This is a genomic window from Streptomyces sp. LZ34 (assembly GCF_053890475.1).
Genome location: NZ_CM132680.1, coordinates 11,519,357 through 11,542,647, shown reverse-complemented (window position 1 = coordinate 11,542,647; position 23,291 = coordinate 11,519,357). Strand labels below are relative to the sequence as shown.

13 protein-coding genes and 1 pseudogene are annotated in these 23,291 nt (G+C 72.2%); 11 read left to right on the top strand and 3 right to left on the bottom strand.

Annotated features, from left to right (window positions below; all coding sequences use genetic code 11):
• Positions 1–53 precede the first annotated feature (53 nt).
• Positions 54–1,358: a CitMHS family transporter gene (locus ACWY4P_RS49900; RefSeq protein WP_456207429.1), complete on the bottom strand. Its 1,305-nt coding sequence runs from the start codon at positions 1,356–1,358 to the stop codon at positions 54–56.
• A gap of 158 nt (positions 1,359–1,516) precedes the next feature.
• On the opposite strand from ACWY4P_RS49900, the gene ACWY4P_RS49895 reads away from it, so the two are divergent.
• The 6 genes and pseudogenes from ACWY4P_RS49895 to ACWY4P_RS49870 all read left to right on the top strand — a co-directional run bounded on the left by ACWY4P_RS49895 (position 1,517) and on the right by ACWY4P_RS49870 (position 8,741).
• Positions 1,517–2,455: a LysR substrate-binding domain-containing protein gene (locus ACWY4P_RS49895; RefSeq protein ID WP_456213316.1), complete on the top strand. Its 939-nt coding sequence runs from the start codon at positions 1,517–1,519 to the stop codon at positions 2,453–2,455.
• A 141-nt stretch (positions 2,456–2,596) separates the two neighbouring features.
• Positions 2,597–3,826 (top strand): CaiB/BaiF CoA transferase family protein, encoded by a 1,230-nt coding sequence (locus tag ACWY4P_RS49890; RefSeq protein ID WP_456207428.1) that lies wholly within the window; start codon positions 2,597–2,599, stop codon positions 3,824–3,826.
• Complete coding sequence (locus ACWY4P_RS49885) at positions 3,816–4,766, top strand: HpcH/HpaI aldolase/citrate lyase family protein (RefSeq protein ID WP_456207427.1); 951 nt, start codon at positions 3,816–3,818, stop codon at positions 4,764–4,766. Before ACWY4P_RS49890 ends, ACWY4P_RS49885 begins: the two co-directional genes overlap by 11 nt.
• Before the next feature lie 229 nt (positions 4,767–4,995).
• Positions 4,996–5,754: pseudogene (locus ACWY4P_RS49880) on the top strand (SGNH/GDSL hydrolase family protein); the annotation flags it as partial.
• Between the two features lie 35 nt (positions 5,755–5,789).
• A complete protein-coding gene (locus ACWY4P_RS49875) occupies positions 5,790–6,791 on the top strand; it encodes a glycoside hydrolase family 5 protein (protein ID WP_456207426.1) in 1,002 nt (333 codons plus the stop codon).
• Between the two features lie 111 nt (positions 6,792–6,902).
• Positions 6,903–8,741, top strand: a complete 1,839-nt coding sequence (locus tag ACWY4P_RS49870; RefSeq protein ID WP_456207425.1) for a glycoside hydrolase family 9 protein — start codon at positions 6,903–6,905, stop codon at positions 8,739–8,741.
• A 30-nt stretch (positions 8,742–8,771) separates the two neighbouring features.
• On the opposite strand, the gene ACWY4P_RS49865 is transcribed toward ACWY4P_RS49870, so the two are convergent.
• The gene (locus tag ACWY4P_RS49865) at positions 8,772–13,433 is read right to left on the bottom strand and encodes a putative T7SS-secreted protein (RefSeq protein ID WP_456207424.1); all 4,662 of its coding nucleotides are present in this window, start codon (positions 13,431–13,433) and stop codon (positions 8,772–8,774) included.
• A gap of 193 nt (positions 13,434–13,626) precedes the next feature.
• Positions 13,627–14,115 carry a glutathione peroxidase gene (locus tag ACWY4P_RS49860; protein WP_456207423.1) on the bottom strand — a complete coding sequence of 163 codons (489 nt, stop codon included), beginning with the start codon at positions 14,113–14,115 and terminating at the stop codon, positions 13,627–13,629.
• A 145-nt stretch (positions 14,116–14,260) separates the two neighbouring features.
• Here ACWY4P_RS49860 and ACWY4P_RS49855 point away from each other — a divergent pair, with 145 nt between their 5' ends.
• The 5 genes from ACWY4P_RS49855 to fxsT all read left to right on the top strand — a co-directional run bounded on the left by ACWY4P_RS49855 (position 14,261) and on the right by fxsT (position 23,276).
• Positions 14,261–14,806, top strand: coding sequence for a hypothetical protein (locus ACWY4P_RS49855; RefSeq protein ID WP_456207422.1), 546 nt, complete (start codon positions 14,261–14,263; stop codon positions 14,804–14,806).
• 97 nt (positions 14,807–14,903) lie between these two features.
• Entirely contained in the window at positions 14,904–16,001 is a 1,098-nt protein-coding gene (locus tag ACWY4P_RS49850) for a phosphorylase family protein (RefSeq protein WP_456207421.1), read from the top strand.
• 260 nt (positions 16,002–16,261) lie between these two features.
• On the top strand, positions 16,262–17,686 hold the full coding sequence (locus tag ACWY4P_RS49845; RefSeq protein WP_456207420.1) for a VMAP-C domain-containing protein: 1,425 nt from the start codon (positions 16,262–16,264) through the stop codon (positions 17,684–17,686).
• Positions 17,683–18,894 carry an AAA family ATPase gene (locus ACWY4P_RS49840; protein WP_456207419.1) on the top strand — a complete coding sequence of 404 codons (1,212 nt, stop codon included), beginning with the start codon at positions 17,683–17,685 and terminating at the stop codon, positions 18,892–18,894. The genes ACWY4P_RS49845 and ACWY4P_RS49840 overlap by 4 nt, the downstream gene beginning before the upstream one ends.
• Positions 18,891–23,276: an FxSxx-COOH system tetratricopeptide repeat protein gene (fxsT, locus tag ACWY4P_RS49835; RefSeq protein ID WP_456207418.1), complete on the top strand. Its 4,386-nt coding sequence runs from the start codon at positions 18,891–18,893 to the stop codon at positions 23,274–23,276. The genes ACWY4P_RS49840 and fxsT overlap by 4 nt, the downstream gene beginning before the upstream one ends.
• Positions 23,277–23,291: the final 15 nt, after the last annotated feature.

Sequence of the window (23,291 nt, the reverse complement as noted above, 5' to 3'; positions counted from 1 at the left end):
CAGCGGTGATGTCACAGCAGTGATGTCACAGCAGTGATGTCACAGCAGTGATGTCACAGCGGCAGGGCGCCGGTCAGCAGGGCGGCGGCGGTCATCACGAGCGTGGTGCCGAAGGCCCAGCGGAAGATGAACCGCTGGTGCTCGCCGAGCTGTACGCCGCTCATGCCGAGCAGGATGAAGGTGGCGGCGGTGAGCGGGCTGAGCGGGAAGCCCGTGGTCATCTGGCCGAGAACGGCAGCGCGGGCGACCTCGGCCGGGTCGGTGCCGAAGGAGTCGGCGGTGCCGGCCAGCACCGGGAGGATGCCGAAGTAGTAGGCGTCGGGGGTGAAGACGAGGCTCAGCGGCATGCTGGTGACCGCGACCAGCACGGGCAGATGGCCGCCGAGGCTGTCGGGGATCACCTCGACCATGGCGTGGGCCATCTTCTCGATCATTCCGGTGCCGGTGAGGATGCCGGTGAACACCCCCGCGGCAAAGATCATGGTGGTGACCAGCACCACGCTGTTGCCGTGCTTCTCCAGCAGGGCCTGCTGCTCCTCCCAGCCGGGGTGGTTGACCAGCAGCGCGATCACGAAGGCGAGGACGAACAGCACGGGCAGCGGCATGACCTCCAGCACCAGGCAGGTCAGCAGGGTGACGGTGAGCAGCAGATTGAAGACCGTCAGCGCGGTGCCGGCCCGCGCGGCCACCCGGGGCGTGCCGGGGCCGTCACCGACCGCCACCTCGGCCTCCGGGGTGGCGATCGCGCCGAGCCGGCTGCGCTCGCGGCGGCCGATGAAGTACGCGGCCAGCAGCACCCAGGCGATGCCCGCGGCGAGGGCGGGCAGCAGCGGGGTGATCACATCCGAGGTGTCCAGCTTCAGCGCGGCGGCGGCCCGGGCGGTGGGGCCGCCCCACGGCACCATGTTCATCACGCCCGCGCCGAGGGCGACCACCCCGGCGAGGACCAGCCGGCTCATGCCCAGGCGCTGGTAGACGGGCAGCAGCGCGGAGATGGTGATCAGGAAGGTCGACGCGCCGTCCCCGTCGAGCGCCACACAGATCGTCAGGACGGCGGTGCCGACGGTGATGCGCAGCGGGTCCCTGCGGGCGACGCGCAGGATGCCGCGGATCAGCGGCTCGAACAGGCCCGCGTCGACCATCAGGCTGAAGTAGAGCACCGCGAAGGCGATCATGATGCCGGTGGGCGCGACCTTGGACAACCCGTCCAGCGCCATCGGGCCGAGATCGTCCCCGTATCCGCCGATGACCGCGGTGACCACCGGGGTGAGGACCAGGGCGACCAGCACCGAGACCCGTTTGGTCATGGTGAGCAGCAGGAAGCCGCCGATCGTGCAGAAGCCCAGTGCTGCCAGCATGGCCCGCTCGCTTTCTCTTACCTCGGGTGTTGCCGATGAGTTTCCGAGCGGCGAAAGATCCGCGTCCAGCATCGAACACAGATCTGTCCATGCGTTTAGCGCAACAGTTCCCCGGGCACGGCTCCCGCACCTGCCCTCCCGTACTCTCGCGCTTCATGATGGACGTCACTTTGCGCCAGCTCGCGGCCTACGCCGCGGTGGCCCGCGCCGCGAGCTTCACCGCCGCGGCGGCCGATTTGCATGTGTCCCAGTCCTCGTTGAGCCGCGCCGTCGCGGACCTGGAGCGCACGCTCGGCATGCGGCTGCTGGAGCGCGACACCCGCAATGTGCAGCTGACCCCGGCCGGGGCCGAGGCGCTGCGGATCGCGGACCAGATCCTGTCCGCGCACCGGGCGGGCCTGGCGCAGCTGGGGCGCTATGTCTCCGGCGAGCGCGGCACGGTGGCGCTGTCGACCCTCCCCTCGGTGGCGGCCGTGCTGCTGCCCCCGGTGATCTCCGCCTTCCGCGCGCGGCGGCCGGAGGTGACCGTGCGGCTGCTGGACGGGCTGGAACGCCCGGTGCTGGAGCGGGTCGTGGACGGCGACGCGGACTTCGCGGTGTCCACCGTGGCCCGGCGCACGGCCGGGATACGGCTGCGCCCGCTGGTCCGCGACCGTTTCGACGCCGTACTCCCCGAGCACCACCCGCTCGCCGAGCGGTCCGAGGTGAGCTGGGAGGACCTGAGCCGCGAGCCGTTCCTGGCGGTGGGCGCCGACTCCAGCGTGCGCCGGATGACGGACGCCGCCTTCGCCCAGGCGGGCCTGTCGGCTGACCCGGCGGCGGAGGCGTCGAGCGTGGCGACGGTGGGCGGGCTGGTCGCGGCCGGGCTCGGGGTGTCCGCGATGCCCGCCCTGGTGCATCCGCTGGTGCCCCCCGGGAAGCTGGTGCGGCGCCCGCTGGTGGAGCCGGTGGTGGAGCGGCGGCTGCATGTGGTGCTTCCGGCGCGGCGGGCGCTGCCGCCGGGGGCGCGCCGCTTTCTGGAACAGCTGGAGGAGTTCCGCGACGCGGGCCATGGGCTTCCCGACGGGGTCTTCTGGGAGGACGGCGAAACGGACTGAGACGGGACCGACTGAGACGGGACGGACTGAGGCGAGACGTCCGGCGAAGAGGGACCAGCCCGGAACCATTGTGAGATCCGCATGAATTGATGCCCGTTCATTGCTGGACCCGCATATGGCCGACCCCGCAGCCTGACCCGTATGGACCGTATGGACAACGACAGCCGCGCCGCTCAGGAACAGCAAGGCCAGCTGACCGGCTTGAAGGTGGTGGAGTTCGCCCACGTCGTCGCGGGCCCCCTCGCCGGGGCGATGCTCGCCGACCAAGGGGCCGACGTGGTGCATGTGGAACCCCCGGGCGCGGGCGACGCGGCGCGCGCCATGGGGCCCCGGCGCGACGGCGTGCCGCTGTGGTTCAAGGTCGCGGGCCGCAACAAGCGCTCCGTCACCCTGGATCTGCACCACGAGGAGGGGCGGCGGATCGCCCATGACCTCATCGCCTGGGCCGATGTGGTGATCGTGACCCTGCGCGCCGGGCGGCTGCGCGCCTGGGGGCTGGACTGGGAGGCGGTGCACGCGGTCAACCCCAAGGCGATCCTGCTACAGATCTCCGGCTTCGGCGCGACCTCCTCCCGGGCCGACGCCCCGGGGTTCGGCAAGATGGGCGAGGCCCGCAGCGGGGTGGTGCACCTGACGGGCTTCCCGGACGGGCCGCCGGTGCACACCGGGTTCTCGCACGGGGACGCGGTCACCGGCCTGATGGGTGCGTTCGCGATCCTGGCCGCGCTGCACCGCCGCGACACCGATCCGCACTTCGACGGCGAGTGGATCGACCTGGCCCTCTTCGAGCCGCTGTTCCGGCTGGTGGAGTGGCAGGTCATCGCGTACGACCAGCTCGGCGCGGCCCCGGAGCGGGCCGGCAACCAGCTGGCCGTCGCGCCCGCCGCCGTCATCAACACCTACCGCAGCGGCGACGGCGACTGGCTGACGGTCACCTCGGCCACCACCCGCTCGGTGCTCAATGTGGTGCGGCTGCTGGGCCTGGACGAGGAGGAGTACGCGACCGTGGAGGCGCAGCACGCCGGGCGGGAGCGGCTGGACCACGCACTGCGCGCGTGGGTGGCGGCGCGTCCGGCGGACGAGTGCCTGGCGGCCTTCGAGCGCGCCGAGGTGGTGGCCTCCCGGGTGTTCAGCGCGGCGGACATCGTCGCCGACCCGGTCTACGCCGAGCGCGAGGACATCGTCACCGTCGACGACCCGGACCTCGGCCCGGTCCGGATGCAGGCCGCGCTGCCGCACTTCCGCCGCAACCCCGGCGCGGTGTGGCGGACCGGCCCCGCGCTGGGCGCGGACAACGGCCTGGTGTACGGGCAGTGGCTGGGCATCGACGGGGAGCGGCTGGCGAAGCTGGAGGGCCAGGGTGTCATCTGACCGCGACGGCGGCTGCGACCGCGACCGCGTCGGGGACCGCGACCGGGAGCCACTGCGCTCGCTGCTCTTCGTGCCGGGCAGCCGGACCGGCTGGCTGGCCAAGGCGGAGGCCGCGGGCGCCGACGCGGCGATCCTCGACCTGGAGGACGCGGTCCCGCAGGACGCGAAGGAGGCGGCGCGGGAGGCGGTGGCCGAGGCCGTCGAACGGGCGGCACGGACACCGGGGCCGATGCGGCTGTTCGTACGGATCAACCCGCTGGACCACGGGGCGGGCTGGGCGGGCGCCGAGGACCTGCGCGCGGTGGCCCGGCCGGGGCTGTACGGCGTGGTGCTGCCGAAGGTGCACTGCGCCGACGACGTACGGGTCGCCGACCGGCTGCTGGCCTGGTGCGAGCGCGAGGCGGGCCTGACCGAGGGGCGGATCGCACTGGTGCCGCTGCTGGAGACGGCGCGCGGGCTGCGCGAGGCGTACGACATCGGGCGGGCCGCCGGCCGGGTGGCGCACCTCGGCGCGCTGACCGCCCCGGGCGGCGACGTCGAGCGCGCGGTCGGCTACCGCTGGAGCCCGGGCGGCGAGGAGACCCACCCGCTGCGCGCCCGGGTGCTGCTGGACGCGCGGGCCGCGGGCAGCCCGCACCCGGTGGCCGGGCTGTGGGCGGATGTCGCCGACCTCGCGGGGCTGCGGCGCTTCGCGGAGCAGAACCGGGCGCTGGGGTACGAGGGGATGGCAGTGATCCACCCGTCCCATGTGCCGGTCGTCAACGAGGTGTTCTCGCCGGACGCCGAGGAGCTGGCCCGGTGCGAGCGGCTGGTGGCGGCGGTGGCGGCGGCCCAGGCACGGGGCGAGGGCGCGGTGCTGTTCGAGGGGCGGATGGTGGACGAGGCGATGGCGGCGACGGCGCGCCGCACCCTCGCCCGGCACGCCCCGCCGCGTGCCTGAACCTGCGGTGAGTCCGAGACGGCGACACACCGAAGCCACGGCGTGTCTCTGTCTCGTGTTCACCACAAAGTCGCCGGACTGGACCATCCGACCGGCCGTCACCGGCCGGTCACTCTCACCCGCCCAGCCCCTTGACGCACCCCAGCAACGTGGTTACACACGATTGGGAGCGCTCCCATATATCCGCCCACCGAGCCGAGGAGGAACGGCCGTGCGGAGAACGAGGCTTCTGAGGACACTCCTGGCGATCCCGGCGCTGACCCTGGCCCTGACCGCGGTGCGACCCGCGGGCCCCGCGCCGGACACCGCGAACGCCGCGAACGCCGCGAACGCCACAGCCACCACGACCACCACGACCACCGCGGCCGCCGCGCCGGTGCGCATCATGCCGCTGGGCGACTCGATCACCGGCTCGCCCGGATGCTGGCGGGCCGTGCTGTGGAACAAGCTCCAGAGCACCGGCTACACCTCCGTCGACTTCGTCGGGACGCTCGGCCCGCAGGGCTGCGGGGTGCCCTACGACGGCGACAACGAGGGCCACGGCGGCTTCCTGGCGACGGCCGTGGCCCAGCAGAACCAGCTGCCCGGCTGGCTCTCCGCCACGCATCCGGACATCGTTGTCATGCACTTCGGCACCAACGACGTCTGGAGCAATATCGCCCCCGACCGGATCCTGGCCGCCTACAGCACGCTCGTGGACCAGATGCGCCAGAGCAACCCCGCCATGAAGGTCCTCGTGGCACAGATCATCCCCATGAACCCGGGCTCATGCCCGGAGTGCGCCGCCCGGGTCACGGCGCTGAACGCGCGGATCCCCGGCTGGGCAGCCGCCAAGAGCACCTCACGCTCCCCGGTGATCGCAGTGGACCAGTGGAGCGGTTTCTCCACGGCGAGCGACACCTACGACGGAGTGCACCCCAACGCCGCGGGCGACGACAAGATAGCCGCGCGCTGGTACCCCGCGCTCACCAAGCTGCTGACCCCCGGTCGGACGGACCGGTCCCCGAGCCACCCCAGGAGTCGATGATGCGCGCGACCACCCGCGCCGGTACCGCACTCGGCGCCGTCGCCGCCGTCCTGATGTCCGTCCTGGCCCTCGCCCCGACCGCCCACGCGGCCACCGGATTACATGTGAGCAACGGCCGTCTGGTCGAGGGAAACGGCAGCGACTTCGTGATGCGCGGCGTCAACCACGCCCACACCTGGTACGCGTCCAGGACCACCAAGGCGCTGTCCGACATCAAGGCCCTGAAGGCCAACACGGTGCGCGTGGTGCTGAGCACCGGGGACCGCTGGACGAAGAACGACACGGCCGACGTGGCCAACGTCGTCGCGCGGTGCAAGCAGAACCGGCTCATCTGTGTGCTGGAGGCCCATGACACCACGGGCTACGGCGAACAGAGCGGAGCGGTCACCCTCGCCCGCGCCGCCGACTACTGGATCGGCGTCCGCTCGGCCCTCGCCGGCCAGGAGAACTACGTCGTCGTCAACCTCGGCAACGAGCCCTACGGCAACAACAACGCCGCCGCCTGGACCGCGGACACCAAGGCCGCCATCGCGAAGCTGCGCGGTGCCGGGATCCACAACGCGCTGATGGCCGACGCCCCCAACTGGGGCCAGGACTGGACCTTCACCATGCGCGACAACGCCGCCTCGGTGCTCGCCGCCGACCCGGACCGCAACACGGTCTTCTCCATCCACATGTACGGCGTGTTCGACACCGCGGCCGAGGTCAAGGACTACCTCACCCGCTTCGTGAACGCCAAACTTCCCATTGTGGTCGGCGAGTTCGGACACAACCACTCCGACGGCAACCCGGACGAGGACGCGATCATGGCGACCGCGCAGTCGCTCGGGCTCGGCTATCTGGGCTGGTCCTGGAGCGGCAACAGCGGCGGGGTCGAATACCTCGACATGACCACCAACTTCGACCCGGCCGCCCTCACCAGCTGGGGCCAGCGCATCTTCAAGGGCGCCAACGGCATCGGCGCGACGGCCAAGGAGGCGACGGTCTACCGCTCCTGACCCGCCGCCCGGCAACCGCCACCCGAACACCGCTGCCTGACACCCACCGCCCGACACCCGCTGCCCGACACCCGCGTCGGCCGGACACCGGCCGCGACAGAAAGGTCCGCCATGCCCGCTCGCCCCCGTCCGCGCGGTGCACGCGGCGCCGCAGCGCTGCTGGCCGGCGCGCTGCTCCTGATCGCCGCCCCAGCCGCCCCAGCCGCCCCCACCGCCCCGGCCGGGGCGGGCGCCGACGCCACCCCCACGGCCGCGCCCTCGGCGGTCCAGGTCAACCAGCTGGGCTATCTGCCGTCCGGCCCCAAGCGCGCCACCGTCGTCACCGCCGCCACCGCCGCGCTGCCCTGGCAGCTTCGGGACGCCACGGGCGCGGTGGCCGCCTCGGGCACCACCACGGTGCGCGGCGCCGACGCCGCCTCGGGCGACACCACGCACCTGGTGGACTTCTCCACGTACCAGGGCACGGGCACCGGTTACACGCTCACCGTGGACGGCCGGGCGAGCCATCCCTTCGACATCCGCGCGGATCTGTACGACGGGCTGCGCGCGGACGCGATGTCCTTCTTCTACCAGCAGCGCAGCGGGATCCCGATCGAGGCGTCGCTGGCGGGGGCGGCGTACGCCCGGCCCGCCGGACACCTGGGCGTCGCGCCGAACAAGGGGGACACCAGTGTGCCGTGCCAGACCGGGGTGTGCGACTACACCCGGGATGTCCGCGGCGGCTGGTACGACGCCGGTGACCAGGGCAAGTACGTGGTCAACGGCGGCATCGCGGTATGGCAGACGGTGAACTCCTTCGAGCGCGCCAAGCGCTCGGGCCACCAGGCGGCGCTCGGGGACGCCACGCTGCGGGTGCCCGAGCGCGGCAACCGTGTCCCCGATGTGCTGGACGAGGCCCGCTGGGAGCTGGAGTTCCTGATGCGGATGCAGATCCCGGACGGCAAGCCCCGGGCAGGGATGGCCTTCCATAAGATCCATGACGCGCAGTGGACCGGCCTGCCCACCCGGCCCGAGCAGGACCCCCAGCCGCGCGAGCTGCACGCCCCGTCGACCGCGGCCACGCTCAACCTGGCGGCGGTGACGGCCCAGTGCGCCCGGGTGTTCGCGCCGTACGACACGGCCTTCGCCGCCCGCTGCCTGGCCTCCACCCGCCGCGCCTGGAGCGCCGCGAAGGCCAACCCCGGCGTGCTCGCCCCGGATTCGGACGGCACCGGTGGCGGGGCGTATGGGGACACCCGGGCCGGCGACGAGTTCTACTGGGCGGCGGCCGAGCTGTACGCGACCACCGGGGAGAGCGCGTACCGGGACGCGGTCACCTCCTCGCCCTTCCACACCTCGGCCGACGCGTTCACCCCGCTCGGCTTCGCCTGGCCCGAGACCGCCGCCCTGGGCCGGATCACCCTGGCCACCGTCCCGAGCGGCCTCGCCTCCGACGACCGGGCGCGCGTCCGCGCCTCGGTGGTCTCGGCCGCCGACGGCTATCTGGCCGCCATGGCCCGCCAGGGGTACGCGGTGCCACTGCCGGTGGACGGCTATGTGTGGGGCTCCAACGGCCAGGTGGCCAACAACGCGAGCGTGATCGCCGTCGCGTACGAGCTCACCGGACAGCGGCGCTACCGTGACGGGGCACTGGAGGCGCTGGACTATCTGCTCGGCCGCAACGCGCTGGGCCAGTCCTATGTGTCCGGCTACGGCGAGCAGGCGTCCCGCAACCAGCACCACCGCTTCTGGGCCCACCAGGCGGACGCCTCGCTGCCCAACCCACCCGCCGGGTCGCTCGCGGGCGGCCCGGACTCCGCCCTCCAGGACCCGGTGGCGCAGGAGAAGCTGCCGGGGTGCGCGGCGGCCAAGTGCTACATCGACGACATCGGCTCGTACTCGACCAACGAGGTGGCGATCAACTGGAACGCCCCGCTGGTCTGGCTGGTCGCGTTCGCCGCGGAGCGCTGAGCGGGCTGAGCGGGGGCTGAGGGCCCCCGCTCACGGTATGACCTCCCGGCACGCCGCCCAGTGCACGGTGCCCATGTTCGGCTGCAGCAGCTGTGAGAGCGGGGTCTCCCTCGTCACCGTCACCGGATTGCCCATGATCGTCAGATCGTCGGGCGGGAAGAGCGAGTAGTCCCAGACCCGCTGGCCCGATTCGACGGTCTGGGTCGGGGTCAGTGGCTGAGTGCCGAGCTCGATGTCGTTGCCCTTTTCCAGGCTGAGGCGCCCGCCGTGTTCGGCGTACAGGTGGAGTCTCGTCCCCTTCGGGACCGTGACCTGGGCCTCTTGGCCCGGACGGGTGTCTTCCGACCAGATGGCGCCGTGGCCGCTGAGAACGGTCTCGCCGTCCGGCCGCCCCGGCGGGCACGGGGAGAGGCCCAGGGGGTCGATCCAGGCGTGCGGGTTCGGCACATACGCGACGGGGTTGGGCGCGGCGGCCAGACCGAGCGGGTCGGGGCTGGTGTAGCGGGCGGTCTCGGGGTCGTAGTAGCGGTGGTGGTTGTAGTGGAGTCCGGTTTCGGGGTCGTGGTACTGGCCGGGGAAGCGCAGTGGTGTGTGCGCCCCCTCGGCCGTCGCGGGGCCGGTCGCGCCCCACAGGGTGGCGTGGTGGCGCGCGACGATGTCGCCGTTCTCGTCGAGGAGTTCGCTGGGGGTGCCCACCAGGTCGGTGACGATGCCGAAGAATCTGCGGTCGATCTCCCGACGGCCCATGTCGTCGGTGACGCGCTCGGTCTGCGCGACCGGGCGGAGACCGTCGTGGTCCCAGGTGAGGGTGGTCGGCTCGGGCCGGACCTGCCCGGTGGTGGTCTGCTCGACGAGCGTGGAGCCGTCCCACACGAAGTCCACGCGCTCGACGACGGTCTCGCCGTCGGCGGCGAGCCGCTGTTTGGCGGTGCGCCGGCCCAGCGGGTCGTAGAGATAGCGCCAGACGGTGCCGTCGGGGGTGGTGACGGAGGTCAGCCGGTCCTCGGCGTCCCATGCGTACCGCCAGGTGTCCGGCTTGCGCGACAGCCTGTTCCGCTGCTTCAGGGTGATCCGGCCCGCCGCGTCGTACTCGTAGCGGACGCGTCCGGCGCGGGTGACACGCGTACCGGTGTAGGTGCGGGGGCCGACGGCGTCGGAGTGCGACGCGAACGGCGCGGGCCAGGAGGCGTAGGTCTGGTTGCCCGCCTCGTCGTACGCGTAGCTCTCGCCCCGCCCGCCGGGGGCGTGGACGGCGGTGACCCGGCCCACCGGGTCGAGGTCGAAGCCGTGGGCGCCGCGCAGGTGGTCGTCGACTCCGGTCAGATGGCCGTCGGCACGGTAGGTGTAGACCCGGCGCTGCACGGTGGTGGCTTCTTCGGCGGCCGGGGGGTGGCCGGTGAGGGTCTGCTCGGTGAGGCGGCCGGCCGGGTCCCAGATCTGGGCGAGCGTGGCGGCGCGGTCGATGCGGCGGGAGGTCTCGCGGCCGGACTCGTCGTATGCGAAGGCGATGGTGTGGCCGCCGGCCTTCAGCGTGGTGCGGTGGCCCGCGGCGTCGTAGGAGAAGGAGGACATCGCGCCGGAGGGGGTGACGCGCCGGACGGGCCGGCCGAGCGCGTCGTAGGTGTGCGCCAGGACCCGCCCGCCGGACAGCTCCGACTTGACCCGGCCCATCAGGTCGCGGTGGAGGGCGAGTTGCGCGTCCGGGCCCGCGGCCGACGCCAGCCGGCCGGCCGGGTCCCAGTCGAAGGTGGTGACCCGGCCGTCCGCCTCCTTGCGCACGATCCGGCCCATGGCGTCCCGGGTGAGGACGACCGTCTGGCCCAGAGGGTTGGTGCGTGAGACGAGCCGGCCGGCGGGGTCGTGCCGGTAGGTGGACGTACGGCCGTCGAAGTCGGTCTCGCTCAGCGGGCGGCCCGCCGGGTCGTATGTGTAGGTCCAGGTGAGGCCCTGCGGGTCGGTCACCCGGGTGAGGCGCAGCCGCGTGTCGTAGGTGTACTCGGTGCGGGCGCCGTCCGGCCCGGTGCGGGCGGCCGGCAGGTCGAAGTGGGTGTACTCGTACGAGGTGACCCGGCCCAGGGCGTCGGTGTGCGAGACGCAGTTGCCCTCGCCGTCGTAAGCCCAGGTCTGCCGGGCGCCGTTCGGATCGGTGTGCGCGGCGAGCCTGCCCTCGACCGTCCACTCCAGACGGGTGGTGGCGCCGAGCGGGTCGGTGACGGCGGTCGGGCGGCCGAAGGCGTCGCGGCGGTAGGTGGTGACGGCGCCCAGCGGGTCGGTGATCTCCAGCGGCAGACCGGCCGCGTCGCAGCGGATCCGGGTGGTCCCGCCGAGGGGGTCGATGACCGAGGTCAGGGCGGAGCGCCCGTCGTAGGTGTACCGGATGGTGTGGCCGGCGGGGTCCGTGGTGGCGGTGCGGTTTCCGCGCTCGTCGTAGGTGTGGCGCCATACCGTCCCGTCGGTGTCGGTGATCTTCACCGGCAGCCCCAGACGGTTGTGGACGATGGTGCGGGTGTGACCGTCCGGTGTGGTCAGCCGGGCCAGGTGGCCGGTCTCGTCGTACGCGTAGCGGGTGGTGTGCCCGAGCGCGTCGGTGTGGGTCAGCGGGCGGCCGTGACGGTCGGATCCGGTGCGGACGGTGTTGCCGAGCGGGTCGGTGACGGCGACCACCCGGCAGCGGTCGTCGACCAGGTAGCGGGTGGTGTGCCCCTCGGGTGTGCGAACCGTGGTGACGCGGTGGCCGGTGTCCGGGTCGACGCCGGCGCCGTCATAGTCAATGCACAGCGACACATGGCCTTCGGTGCCGCCCTCGGAGACGACGCGGTGGCGGTCGTCGTAGACATACTCGTAGCGTCGGCGGTTGGTGTCGACCCAGGCGATGACCCGGTGGTCACTGTCGTACTCGAAGCGCAGCGGGAGGCCGCTGGAGCCGGTCACCTCGGTCAGGTCGCCGTCGGTGTAGCCGTAGCGGACCAGTTCGGTCCCGCCCAGGCGCAGGGCGGTGATCCGGCCGCCCTCGGTGGCGAACGTCAGGTGGTAGCCGCCGTCGTGGACGATGCCCGTGGGGGTGCCGTCGCCGTCGTACTCGAAGGTGAGGCGGTGGCCGTTGCGGTCGGAGATCTCGGTCAGCGGTGCCTCGCCGTCCCCGCCGGCCCGCGCGCCCGCGGGTCCCGTGTAGTGCCGGACGTGGCCGGTGTGCGGGTCGGTGACGGTGTAGTCGCCTCCGGGGGTGCGCTCCAGCGGCCACCGCGGGCCCAGTTCGGGCAGGGTCGGCACCCCGGGGGCGGGGTGCGGGTAGGACAGCAGCAGGCCGTCGGCGCCGACGAGGACGACGCCTCGGTCGAGGATCTCCAGGCGCTGATCGGCCGTGCTGGACCACGAGGGGCCGAACCACCGCCCGGCGCGGTAGCCGGACTCGGCCCTGCGGTGGAACACCAGCGGCAGCAGGCCGGGCAGGGACACATCGGTCTGCGGCAGGTACATCTTCCCGGTGGCCAGGTCCACCGGGTCGGTGGCGCCGGTGGTCTTGGCGGTGTCGGGCACGCTGTGCGGCGCGGCTCCGTCCTTCTCGAGCTGTGCGTGGCCGCCGGACTTCCACTTCCAACTGCTGGGCTTCCAGCCCCTGCCCGGCGCCCGCTCGGCGACCCCGGCGAGGTCCTTGCCCGCGGTGGCGAGCGACCGCACCCCGCCGAGGCCCTTGGTGCCGACGAGTTCGGGCACCAGTCTCCCCAGGCCCTCCGCGGGGTCCTTCTCGAAGGAGTCCCACATGGCCTTGAGCGCCGTGTCCGGGTCGTTCGCCATCCGGAGCAGACCGGCGGCGGTGGTGTTGAGGTGGGTGGCGTATTCGGCGGGGTGGGTGAGGTTGTAGGGGTCCAGGGCGTTCACGGAGCGCACGAAGTTCACCAGCCCCGCCGTGCCCTTGACCGCGCCGCCGACGAAGTGGCTCCCGTCCAGCCGCAGCCCCGCCACCCCGTCCGCCGCCCGCCGGAGGTACGAGGGCCCGCGCGGGGCCTTGTCGCGCGCCGCCGCCACCGCCCGCTGAGCGGTGAGGTGTGCCGTGTCCCGCTGCCGCCGCGCCTCGCCGAGGATGTCCTCGGCCGCCTCGATGTCGGCGCTCCCCGGGTCGTGGCCGGCGGACGCCTCGGGGTGATGGGCGGCGCTGGCCTCCTCGGACGCCTTCCTGCCCCTGCGGTAGGTGCGGACGGCCTCGTCGGCCTGTTTCTGGGCCCACTCCACCGTCTCGGCGAACTCGCGCAGCGCCGCGGCCGCCTTTCCGCAGGCGTCGGCCGCCACGTACCACTTCTTCGGCTCGGCGGACGCCCGCCGGGTGAAGGCCGCGGCAGACCGTCCCTTCAGGGCGTCGGCATCGACCCCCGCGAGCCCCTTGCCGACGTCGTTGAAGGCGTTCTCGAAGGCGGTCAGGTGGTCGGCCGTGGACCGCAGCTTGCCGGGGCTGCCGTGGACGAGCCGCTTGGGGTCCTCGGTCTGGTCCAGCCCCATCTCCCCGACGTCCGCGCCCAGCGCGTTCGCGGCCGAGTCGGTCGTACGCCGGACCCAGCCGGCCCCGTCGGCCCAGCCCATGCCGTCCAGCCGGTCGGCGGTGAAGTCGCCCACTCCGTCGACGGCCTCGCCGAGGTTCTCCACCTGGTCCTCGACGAAGTGCTGCACCGGGTCAGGTATGAAATCCCCGAGTCCCACCGCGTGTACCCCCGTACGTGTGCTGGTGCCCGCGGCGAGCCTACTGGCGCCGCGGGCCGCCGAGAACGCCCAGGCCACGGGTTTGAGCAGGTTCTGAGGAAGCGGGTACGCGGCCGGCCCGCGAGGGCGGTTCCCTCGCGGGCCGGTGCGCGGTCGTTCACCCCGTGCGCGGTGTTCGCCCGGTCCCCCGGTGTCAGCGGGGCAGCTGCGCCTCGATCGCCGCGACGACCTCCGCCGCCTCCGGCTCGGTCCGCGGCCGGAACCTGGCGACGACCTCGCCGCGCGGCGAGACCAGGAACTTCTCGAAGTTCCACTGGACGTCGCCCGCCTCGCCCGCCTCGTCCGCGGCCTTCGTCAGCTCGGCGTACAGCGGATGCCGCCCCTCGCCGTTGACCTCGATCTTCTCCAGGAGCGGGAAGGAGACCCCGTAGGTGGTGGAGCAGAACGTCTGGATCTCCTCGCTGCTCCCGGGCTCCTGGCCGGCGAACTGGTTGCAGGGGAAGCCCAGCACGGTGAAGCCGCGCTCGGCGTAGCGCTGCTGTAGCCGCTCCAGGCCCTCGTACTGCGGGGTCAGCCCGCACTTGGAGGCCACGTTGACCAGCAGCAGCGCCGTGTCCTGGTGTGCGCCGAGGGTGGTGGGCTCGCCGGAGAGGGTGTGCAGGGGGATGTCGTACAGACTCATCGATGGGACTCGCCTTCGTCGTTTCGTCGGTGCTCGGCAAATCTACGCGCTGCCGTCATCCCCCTGCGGTTACTCTCGGTTGTCGGGGTGCTCACGGCGCGGGGGCTCGCGCAAAGGAAACTCGCGCAAGAGAAAAGGGGGATGCGTGTCACTGGACGAGGAAACCGTCGTCGGCAGGCTGCTCATCGTGGAATACGAGCAGGTGAAGGAAGAACAGCGGGCACGCATCGGGTTCCGGGACAATCTGCTCTACGCCACGCTCGCCTCGATGGCGGCCATCATCACCTTCTCGCTCCAGGACGGCGGCCGACCCGAACTGCTTCTGCTGTTACCGCCGGCTTCGGTGCTGCTGGGCTGGACCTATCTTGTCAACGACGAGAAGATCTCGGCCATCGGCCGCTACATACGCCAGGACCTGGACCCACGGCTGGCCGCGCTCGTCCCCGACCGGCCACGGGTCTTCGGCTGGGAGACGGCCCACCGCGACGACCGCCGCCGGATCTCCCGGAAACGGCTACAGCTCGCGGCCGACCTGCTGCTCTTCGCCGTAGCGCCGATCACCGCCCTGATCGTCTACTGGACCTGCGGCCCGGCCAAGGCGCCGCTCGTCGTGATCTCGGTGGCCGAAACCCTGCTGATCGGGGTGTTGACGGTGCAGATCGTGGTGTACGCGGATCTGCACCGGCCCTGACACGATGGGAGCGCTCAGCCGGACACGTGCGGCTTAGGGGGACATGGTGTGGTCTGACGGGGACAGAGGTCCGGGGGGCGGTGCCGGGCAAGCGGAGGTGGTCATCCTCACCGCGCTCGAGGTGGAGTACCGGGCCGTGCGGGAGCATCTGGAGGAGCTGCGCACCGTGGCGGCCGAGCGGGGGTCCCTGTTCGAGGTGGGCGTCTTCCGCGCGGGCCACGCCGGCACCTCGGTCGCCATCCATATGACGGGCCCGGGGAACCCGGGCGCCGCGGCCCTGGTGGAGCGGGCCTCGGCGCTCTTCGCCCCGCGGACCCTGCTGTTCGTCGGGGTGGCGGGTGGCCGCAAGGACGTCGGCCTGGGGGACGTGGTGGCCGCGGACGCGGTGTACGACTACGAGACCGGCAAGGACACCGAGGACGCGTTTCTGCCCCGTCAGAAGACCCATCAGTCGACCTACGACCTGGTCCAGCTGGCCAGGACGGTCGCGGCCGGGGACGAGTGGCAGCAGGGGATCCGCCCCGCCCGGGACCACGACGCCGCGCCGCGCCCGAGGGCCCATGTCAAGCCCATCGCGGCGGGCGGCCGGGTGGTGGCGCACCAGCGGTCGGAGGTCGGCCGCCGGCTCACGGCGGGCGCGGGCGACGCGGTGGCGGTGGACATGGAGGGCTTCGGCTTCCTGGCGGGCGCGTACGTCAACCGGCACGTCGACGCCCTGGTGATCCGCGGGATCTCCGATCTGCTCGCCGACAAGGACGAGGCCCACGACGAGCACTGGCAGCCCGTCGCCTCCCGGCACGCGGCGGCGTTCGCCTTCGAACTCCTCCGTCGGCTGCCCGCGGCCTCCGCGAAACCGACCACCGCGACCACCGCCGCCGCCACGAGCGCCCCGGCCCACCCCGCCGCCTCCGGCAAGCTGACGATCCGTGACCTGGGCCAACTGGCCGATCTGTTGCTCGCCGTCCCCGGCCTGGCCACCCCGGCTCGCTGGCAGCAGTTGCTGGACGAACTGCCGGGCGTCGGCACGCAGGTGGCCCGGCAGTCGGCGAGCCGGGCGGAGGCGCTGGCCCTGCTGCGCACCTGCGAGGCGTACGGGGCGTGGGGCGACCTGGCGGACGTCCTCGCGGTCATCGCGCCGGACGCCCCGGCCACGGCGGAACTGATCGCGCGACTGGAGCTGCTCGGCCTCGGGTGACCCCGCGCGGCCCCGGCGGACGTGCCTCAGCACCGGCCGCCGCCGTGTGACGGGCACGACTCTCGTGTCTCACGGGGTGTCAGGTGGGGTGCTCGGGGCATAAGAGTTGTTCGGAGTCCGCGCCGGGCGGCGCCCGTCTGTGGCAGGGTCTCCGGCAAAGATCACCGGCGGCGGGGACCGGTGATGGGGGCGCGGGAGGTCATGCCATGGTGGCCACGGGGGAAGGCGGCCTGAAATCGATTCATCATCTCGTCACGGCTTTGAAGGAGTTCCGGTGTCTGATCGATCTGGACTCCCGTGCGCTGTGTCTGGAAATGGTCGCCAGGGAGCTGGATGCGGCGCTGCCGGTCCGCAACCATCGGGTGGCCGACTACTTTCTGATTGAGCTGGCCCAGGAGTGCCTGGACAACGGGCGCGTCATGCGGGCGCTGCGCGAGTCGCTGGCGATGCTGGCCCCGGATGCACCCGCCATGAAGCAGCTCGACTCGGTCATGGCGCAGATGACGGCCCGCCCGGCGCTGCCCGAGGACGCCACCGACCGGCTGCGCTCGCTGCTGGAGGGGCTTGAGGTCGCGCATCTGGCGCGGCTGTGCCGCGGCGCGGCGGGGCCGCTGCAGGAGGTACCGCCGGTCGCCGGCCCCTGGCACGCCTTCGAGACCCTGACCCGGATGAACGCCCGGCCGGACGGCCTGCCGCCGGGCCTGGCCCTGGTGGAGTACCTGGCCGCGTCGGCCCGTCCGCTGGAGCTGGCCGACCGCCTGCGGGGCTGGGCGGACGAGCAGGCGCGCGAGCTGTCGCTGACCTCGCCGCTGAGGTCCCTGCGGCAGCAGGTGGGGCACGCCGCCCCGGCCGAGTCGATCGACGCCTATCTGGTGATCCAACTGCTGCCGCAGGACGAGCCCGGCCGGTACGAGCTCTCCTCGTGGCAGGCCTACGACCCGACGGGCTGGTATCCGGTCCGCGGCCCGGTCAGCAAGGTCACGGCCATCACGGCCGAGCGCGCCGTGCAGGACCTGGTGCACGAGGCCGTGGTGGAGTGGGAGGACGCCAGCTGTATCCACCTGGAGTTCCTCCTGAGCGCCGAGGACCTCCATCTGCCGGTGCACATGTGGCGCCATGAGCTGGACAGCGACTTCCCCACCCCGTTGTGCTCGAGCTATCCAGTGGCCGTACGGAGCCTGGAGCGCAGCCAGAGCAAGCACTGGTACCGCCCCTGGAAGAAGCGGTGGCAGACATTCCGCTCCCAGCCCGAGCGGTCCCGGGAGCTTGTTGTCGACGGGCCGGATCCGGACAGTCCTCGCTCCGGTGACCCGGGCGCCCTGCTGGCCCGGCTCAACGCCGACCAGCATGTGGTCGCCCTGATGCTGAACGCGCCGCCGGGCGCGAGCCCGGAGGGGAGTCTGCAGGCCTCGGCGGCGTGGCGGGCGGGCATCCCGGTCGTCGTATGGGATCGGCGGCACCCACGGGATCCGGACTTCGCTCATCAGATGAGACAAAAGGCCAGCGGGGACCTGGCACGGCTCCGTGAAGCCGTGAAAGAGTTGCGGATGGAGGCCCAAGGGATAGCATCCGCAGAACGCGAACAGCACCTTGGGCAACATGTCGTGCTCGTTTGGGACGACCCGACCCGTCCCGTGGAGACAGGGCGGTTGGCGGGGCCGGACGAGGGGGTGGGCAGTCGATGACCGACGCAGGGCCTACGAGGCGGCAGAACGGACACGCCAACGGTGATCCGGGCCCCACCTCCCGCGTCGGCCCGCCGTCGTCGGGCATTCCACGCCCGTGGTGGATCTACCAGGGCACCGGACGTCCCTTACACGACGTCAGCCTGGAAGAGATCCTTCCGCCGCCCCCTCCGTGGCGCACCTTCAACGGTGTCTCCCCGGACCCCGCGGACGGCATCGAGGCCGAAGCACGGGATTCCACAAACGAGATATCGGAGAACAACGGTGAGGGCGCGGCGCCGACCGAGCCGCCCGCCCCGCCCGAGAACGAGCATGACGCCGCCCGGCGGCTCGGCGCCGCTCCCCTGGGCATGCGGTCGGACCCCGAAGAGGCCGATGTCGTCAACGCGGCGCTCATTTTGCGCCGCCCCCTTCTGGTGACCGGCCGCCCGGGGACGGGCAAGTCCACGCTGGCGTACCGCATCAGCAGAGAGCTGGGGCTCGGCCGCGTGCTGCGCTGGCCGGTCACCACCCGCAGCACCCTGCGGTCGGGGCTGTACGATTACGACGCGGTCGGCCGGGTGCACGCCGCGGCGGCCGGACAGGCCGCGGACGCGGAATTGCACGAGCCCGGGCCGGAGGACATCGGGGACTTTCTCCAACTCGGCCCGCTGGGCACGGCGATGCTGCCGCACCGGCTGCCCCGCGTCCTGCTCATCGACGAATTCGACAAAAGCGATATCGATCTGCCCAATGACCTCCTCGACATCTTCGAGGCCGGCGAATACACCATTCCCGAGCTGGTGCGCATCCGCAGCCGCCGCCCCGCCGTCCGGGTGCTCACCGACGACCCCGACCGCAGCGCCGTCATCGCCTCCGGGCGGGTGCGCTGCCGCGCCTTCCCGATCGTCGTCATCACCAGCAACGACGAGCGGGAATTCCCGCCCGCCTTTCTGCGCCGCTGTCTTCAGTTGCGGCTGCCCGACCCGGATGCCGACCGGCTCGCCGCGATCGTGGCCGCGCATCTGGGGCGGGCGGATGACCCTCGCGCCCTGGAACTCATCGAGATGTTCCTCGAACGCAGCCAGCTCGAAGGCGGGCTGGCGGCCGACCAGTTGCTCAACGCGGTGTATTTGGTGACGTCTCAAGCCCATCGTCCGGGTCCCGAGTGGGAGGAGCTACTGCACGCCGTCTGGCACCGGCTGGATGCAGCAGGCCCGAAGCCATGACACACGACCCAGCCGACAGGTCCTCCGAGCGCGGCCGGCCGGACCTCGACTGGCAGCAGATCGCCGACGCGTTATGGCTCGCGGTCTGCAGGGCGGAGACCGACCGCGAGGCCGACCGCCCCATCCCCGCCCCACCCTCCCCCGCGCCCACCGCGCAGGAGCCGCCCCGCGCCCCCGACCCGCCACGGGGCTCGCCCGCGGACGCCGAGGACGAGGCGCCGGAGGCCGAGGACGAACTGGTCCTGAGCGCACCGCGCCCCGTCGAGCTCGTCGGCGTCCCGGCGCCGCCCGGCGAGACCCCCGGTCAAGGGATCGCCGCCGATGTCGTCACACCCGCCCCCCGGCTCACCGCCGTCTCCCCGCCGACCGCCGAGCGCGCCCTGTCCCGGGCGCTTCGGCCGTTCAAGCGCACCTCACCCTCGCCGGTCCAGAACGAGATCGACGAGGAGGCCACAGCCGAGCGCGCCGCGCGCGAGCGACTGTGGCTCCCCCAGTGCGTGCCGGTACAGGAGCGCTGGATGGACATGGTGCTCGTCGTGGACTCCAGCAGCTCCATGGTGGTGTGGCGCCAAACAGTCGGTCAGTTGGTCACCGTCCTCGAGCGCACCGGCGCCTTCCGTACCATCCGCGTACAGCGGATCAACGGCGACCACCCGCTCCCCGCGGAACCAGGGGCCCGCCGGGACGGAGCGGACCGCGGGCGGAGCAGCGGGCGCTCGCCGATCGACGGCATCCCGCCCCGCGGCAGACGGGCCGTCCTGGTCCTGACCGACGGCATCGGCGCCGCTTGGGGCGACGAGACCGGCAAGCGGGCACTGGGACGCTGGGCACGGCACGCCACGGTCGCCGTCCTGCATGTGCTGAACCAGGGACACTGGCACCACACGGGGCTCACCCCCGAGCGGGTACGGGTGCGGGTGCCCGAGCCGGGCGCGCCCAACGGCACCTGGCAGCGCCCCGACGGCGCCTCCTGGCCCGGAGGCGAGCCGCCGGTGCCGGTGCTGGAGCTCGAAGCACGGTGGCTGCACCGCTGGGCGCAGTTGGTGACCCAGCCGTCGGCCCGCGGCCGTGACACACTGGCGCTGCTGCCCGGAGTGCCCGCCGAGCGCTGGGAGCGCGAACCGGAGCCCACCGCCCGCGACCGGGTTTTCCGCTTCCGTGCCACCGCCTCACCGAGCGCCTTCAAACTCGCCGCCCGACTGGCAGCGGCCCCCCTGAACATCCCGGTCATGGAGTTCGTCCAGGGCATGCACGAACCACAGGGCAGCCCCGGCGACCTCGCCGAAATCCTCCTGGGCGGGCTGCTGCGCAAAGTCGGGGCCGCGGACCCCATGGACGAGACGGGAATCGGCTATGAGTTCCACCACGGCGTACGGGAGTTACTGCTGTCGGCCGGAATGCGGGACGAGTCGCTGTACATCCTGCGCAGCGTCCTCGACCGGCTCGGCCGCCGCTGGAAGCCCCTACACGTACTGCGGGATGCGCTCAACCACCCCTCGGAGACGTTGCCCGACCTTCCCGAGAGCGAGCGGCTGCTGCCCTACATGCGCGTCCAGGAAAAGGTCTACCAAGCGCTCTCCGGCCCCTATCTGGAGGGCGCACGGACCTTTCACGCACGCGTGCTCGCACAGCAGGCGCTCGGCCACTCGGACGAACGTCGACACAAACCAGTCGACAATGGGGCAAGCTCGGTCCCTGAGGCGGTTGCCATGACTGACTTGCCCCGATCCCACCCATCCGCCCCGAAGAACGAATCATCACCCCCGTCGGCGCACGGCAGGCCGGGCGCGGCGGGTGAGCACCCGAGAGGAAGTTTTGTGCCCGTGACCGCTGCCCGGTCCCTGCCCGCCATGGAGGAGCGCCGCGCCGGGGATCCCCCGGCCATCTGGGGGAACGTCCCGCCCCGGAACAACAACTTCACCGGGCGACAGGGGTTGCTTGACACCTTGCACGAACGTCTGCGCAGCGAGGGCACGGCCGCCGTGCTCCCCGAGGCCCTGCACGGGCTCGGCGGGGTGGGCAAGTCGCAGATCGCCCTGGAGTACGTACACCAGCACGCGTCCGACTACGACGCGGTGTGGTGGATCCCGGCGGAGCGCCCTGAGCAGATCCGGCAGGCGCTGGTCCAGCTGGCCGACCGGCTGGGGCTTCAGGTCGGCCTGGAGTCGAACGTGGCCGTGCCCAGCGTGCTGGAGGCGTTGCGCACCGGCCGCCCCTGCCGTGACTGGCTCCTGGTCTTCGACAACGCGGAAGAGCTGGAGACGGTACGCCCCTTCTTCCCCAGCGGCGGCCCCGGCCGCATCCTGGTGACCTCCCGCAACGCCCAGTGGTCCCGGGCCGCGCGCACGGTCGAGGTGGATGTCTTCGACCGGGAGGAGAGCATCGAACTGCTGCGGCGCCGGGGCCCGGAGCTGCCGGACGAGCAGGCCGACCGGGTGGCCGAGGCGCTGGGCGATCTGCCGCTGGCGATCGAGCAGGCGGCCGCGTGGCTCACCGAGACCGGTATGCCGGTCGACGAGTATCTGCATGTCTTCGAGGACGAGCGGGCCGATGTCAGCACCCGGCGCGCCGAGTTGCTGGCCCAGGGCGTCCCGGTCGACTACCCCGAGCCGGTCGCCGCGGCCTGGAACATGTCGCTGCGCCGACTCGCGGAGCACCATCCTGGAGCCCTGCAACTACTCCAGGTGTGCTCCTTCTTCGCTCCGGAGCCCATCTCGCGGCGGCTGTTCTCCGGGGTCCGGGGGGTCTCCCTCTCCCCCGAGCTCTCGGAGGTGCTGCAGGACCCGATCAAGCTCGGTCATGCGATCCGTGAGATCAATCGCTACGCGCTGATCAAAATCAATCACCGGAACAACACCATCGAAATGCACCGGCTGGTGCAGGCCGTACTGATGGGCCAGATGTCGCCACAGCAGCAGGCGGACATGCGGCACAGCGCCCACGTACTGCTCGCCTACGGCGACCCCAACGACGTCGCTCCCGCCAACTGGCCGCGCTACGCCGATCTGCTGTCCCATGTCCGCGCCTCCCGCGCGCTGGAGTGCGACGACAAATGGGTGCGGCAGATGGTGCGCAACCTGATCAGCTTCCTGTTCGTCTGGGGAGACCACCAGGGCGCCCGCGAGTTCGGCAGCCAGGTGGTGGAGACCTGGCGCCAGTCCCTGGGCGAGGACAGTCTGGAGACGCTGGCCGCGTCCCGGACCCTCGGCCACGCCCTGACCTCGCTCGGCCACTACGAGGAGGCCCGGGAGCTCAACGTCAGGATCCTGGAGCTGCTGCGGGCCCATCCGCAAGCGGGCGAGAACCACGAGGACACCATCGCGACCATGGGCGCGGTCGCCAACAGCGCCCGGCTCCAGGGGGATTACGGCAGGTCTGTCGAGCTGGAGAAGGACCGGTGGACCAGAGCCCTCCGCGTCTTCGGTGAGGAGGACCCGTACACCCTGGCCGCCGCGAACGACTACGGTCTGGCGCTCCGCGCCGTCGGCGACTTCGCACTCGCCCAGGAGGTCCACCAGTCCGCGCGCGACACCGCGGCCATCGTCCTCGGGGAGGACTCCCTCACCACGATCCTGCTCTCCACCCACCTCTCCAGCGACGCCCGCGGCATCGGCCATTACCACGCCGCCCGTGCCATGCAGGAGGAGACCTTCGCGCTCGCGCTGCGCACCGTGCCGCCCAACGCGCCCGTGTTCGTCAATGCGATGCGCACCCTGGCCGTGGCCCGGCGCAAGGCGGGCGATCACGAGGGGGCGATCGAACTGACCCGGCAGGCCCTGGACAGCTACCGGCTGCGCTACATCGAGCCGAACCTCGACATCTCCACGGCGGAGATGAACCTCTCCATGGATCTGCGTCAGAACGCCGACCTGGCCGGCGCCCGGGACCTCGGCAGAAAGTCCCTGGAGGACCTGCGGGTCATCCTCGGCCCCCGGCACCCCTACACGTCGAGCGCGGCGACCAACCTGGCCGTCACGCTCCGGCTGCTGGGCGAGACCGAGGAGGCGCTGGCGCTCAACAGGGAGACGCTGCCGGTCTTCGTGGAGACGCTCGGGGCCGATCACCCCTCGACCCTCTCCTGCGCCATCAACCTGGCCAGCGATCTGTACACGCTGGCGGACTACGAAGAGGCACACAGCCTGGACACCGACAGCCTGGCCGCCTGCCGGGAGCGGCTGGGCGAGGACCATCCCACCACGCTGGCCTGCGCGGTCAATCTCTCGGCGGACCTGCGCGCCCTGGGCGAGAGCCGGTCGGCCGAGGAGCTGCACAACGACGCCCTGGAGCGGTTCCGCCGGGTGCTGAGCTCCCAGCACCCGGCCACCATCGCGGCGGCCCGGGGCATCCGCGCGGACTGCGACCTGGAGGCGTACACGTTCTGACGCGACGCTCCGGGC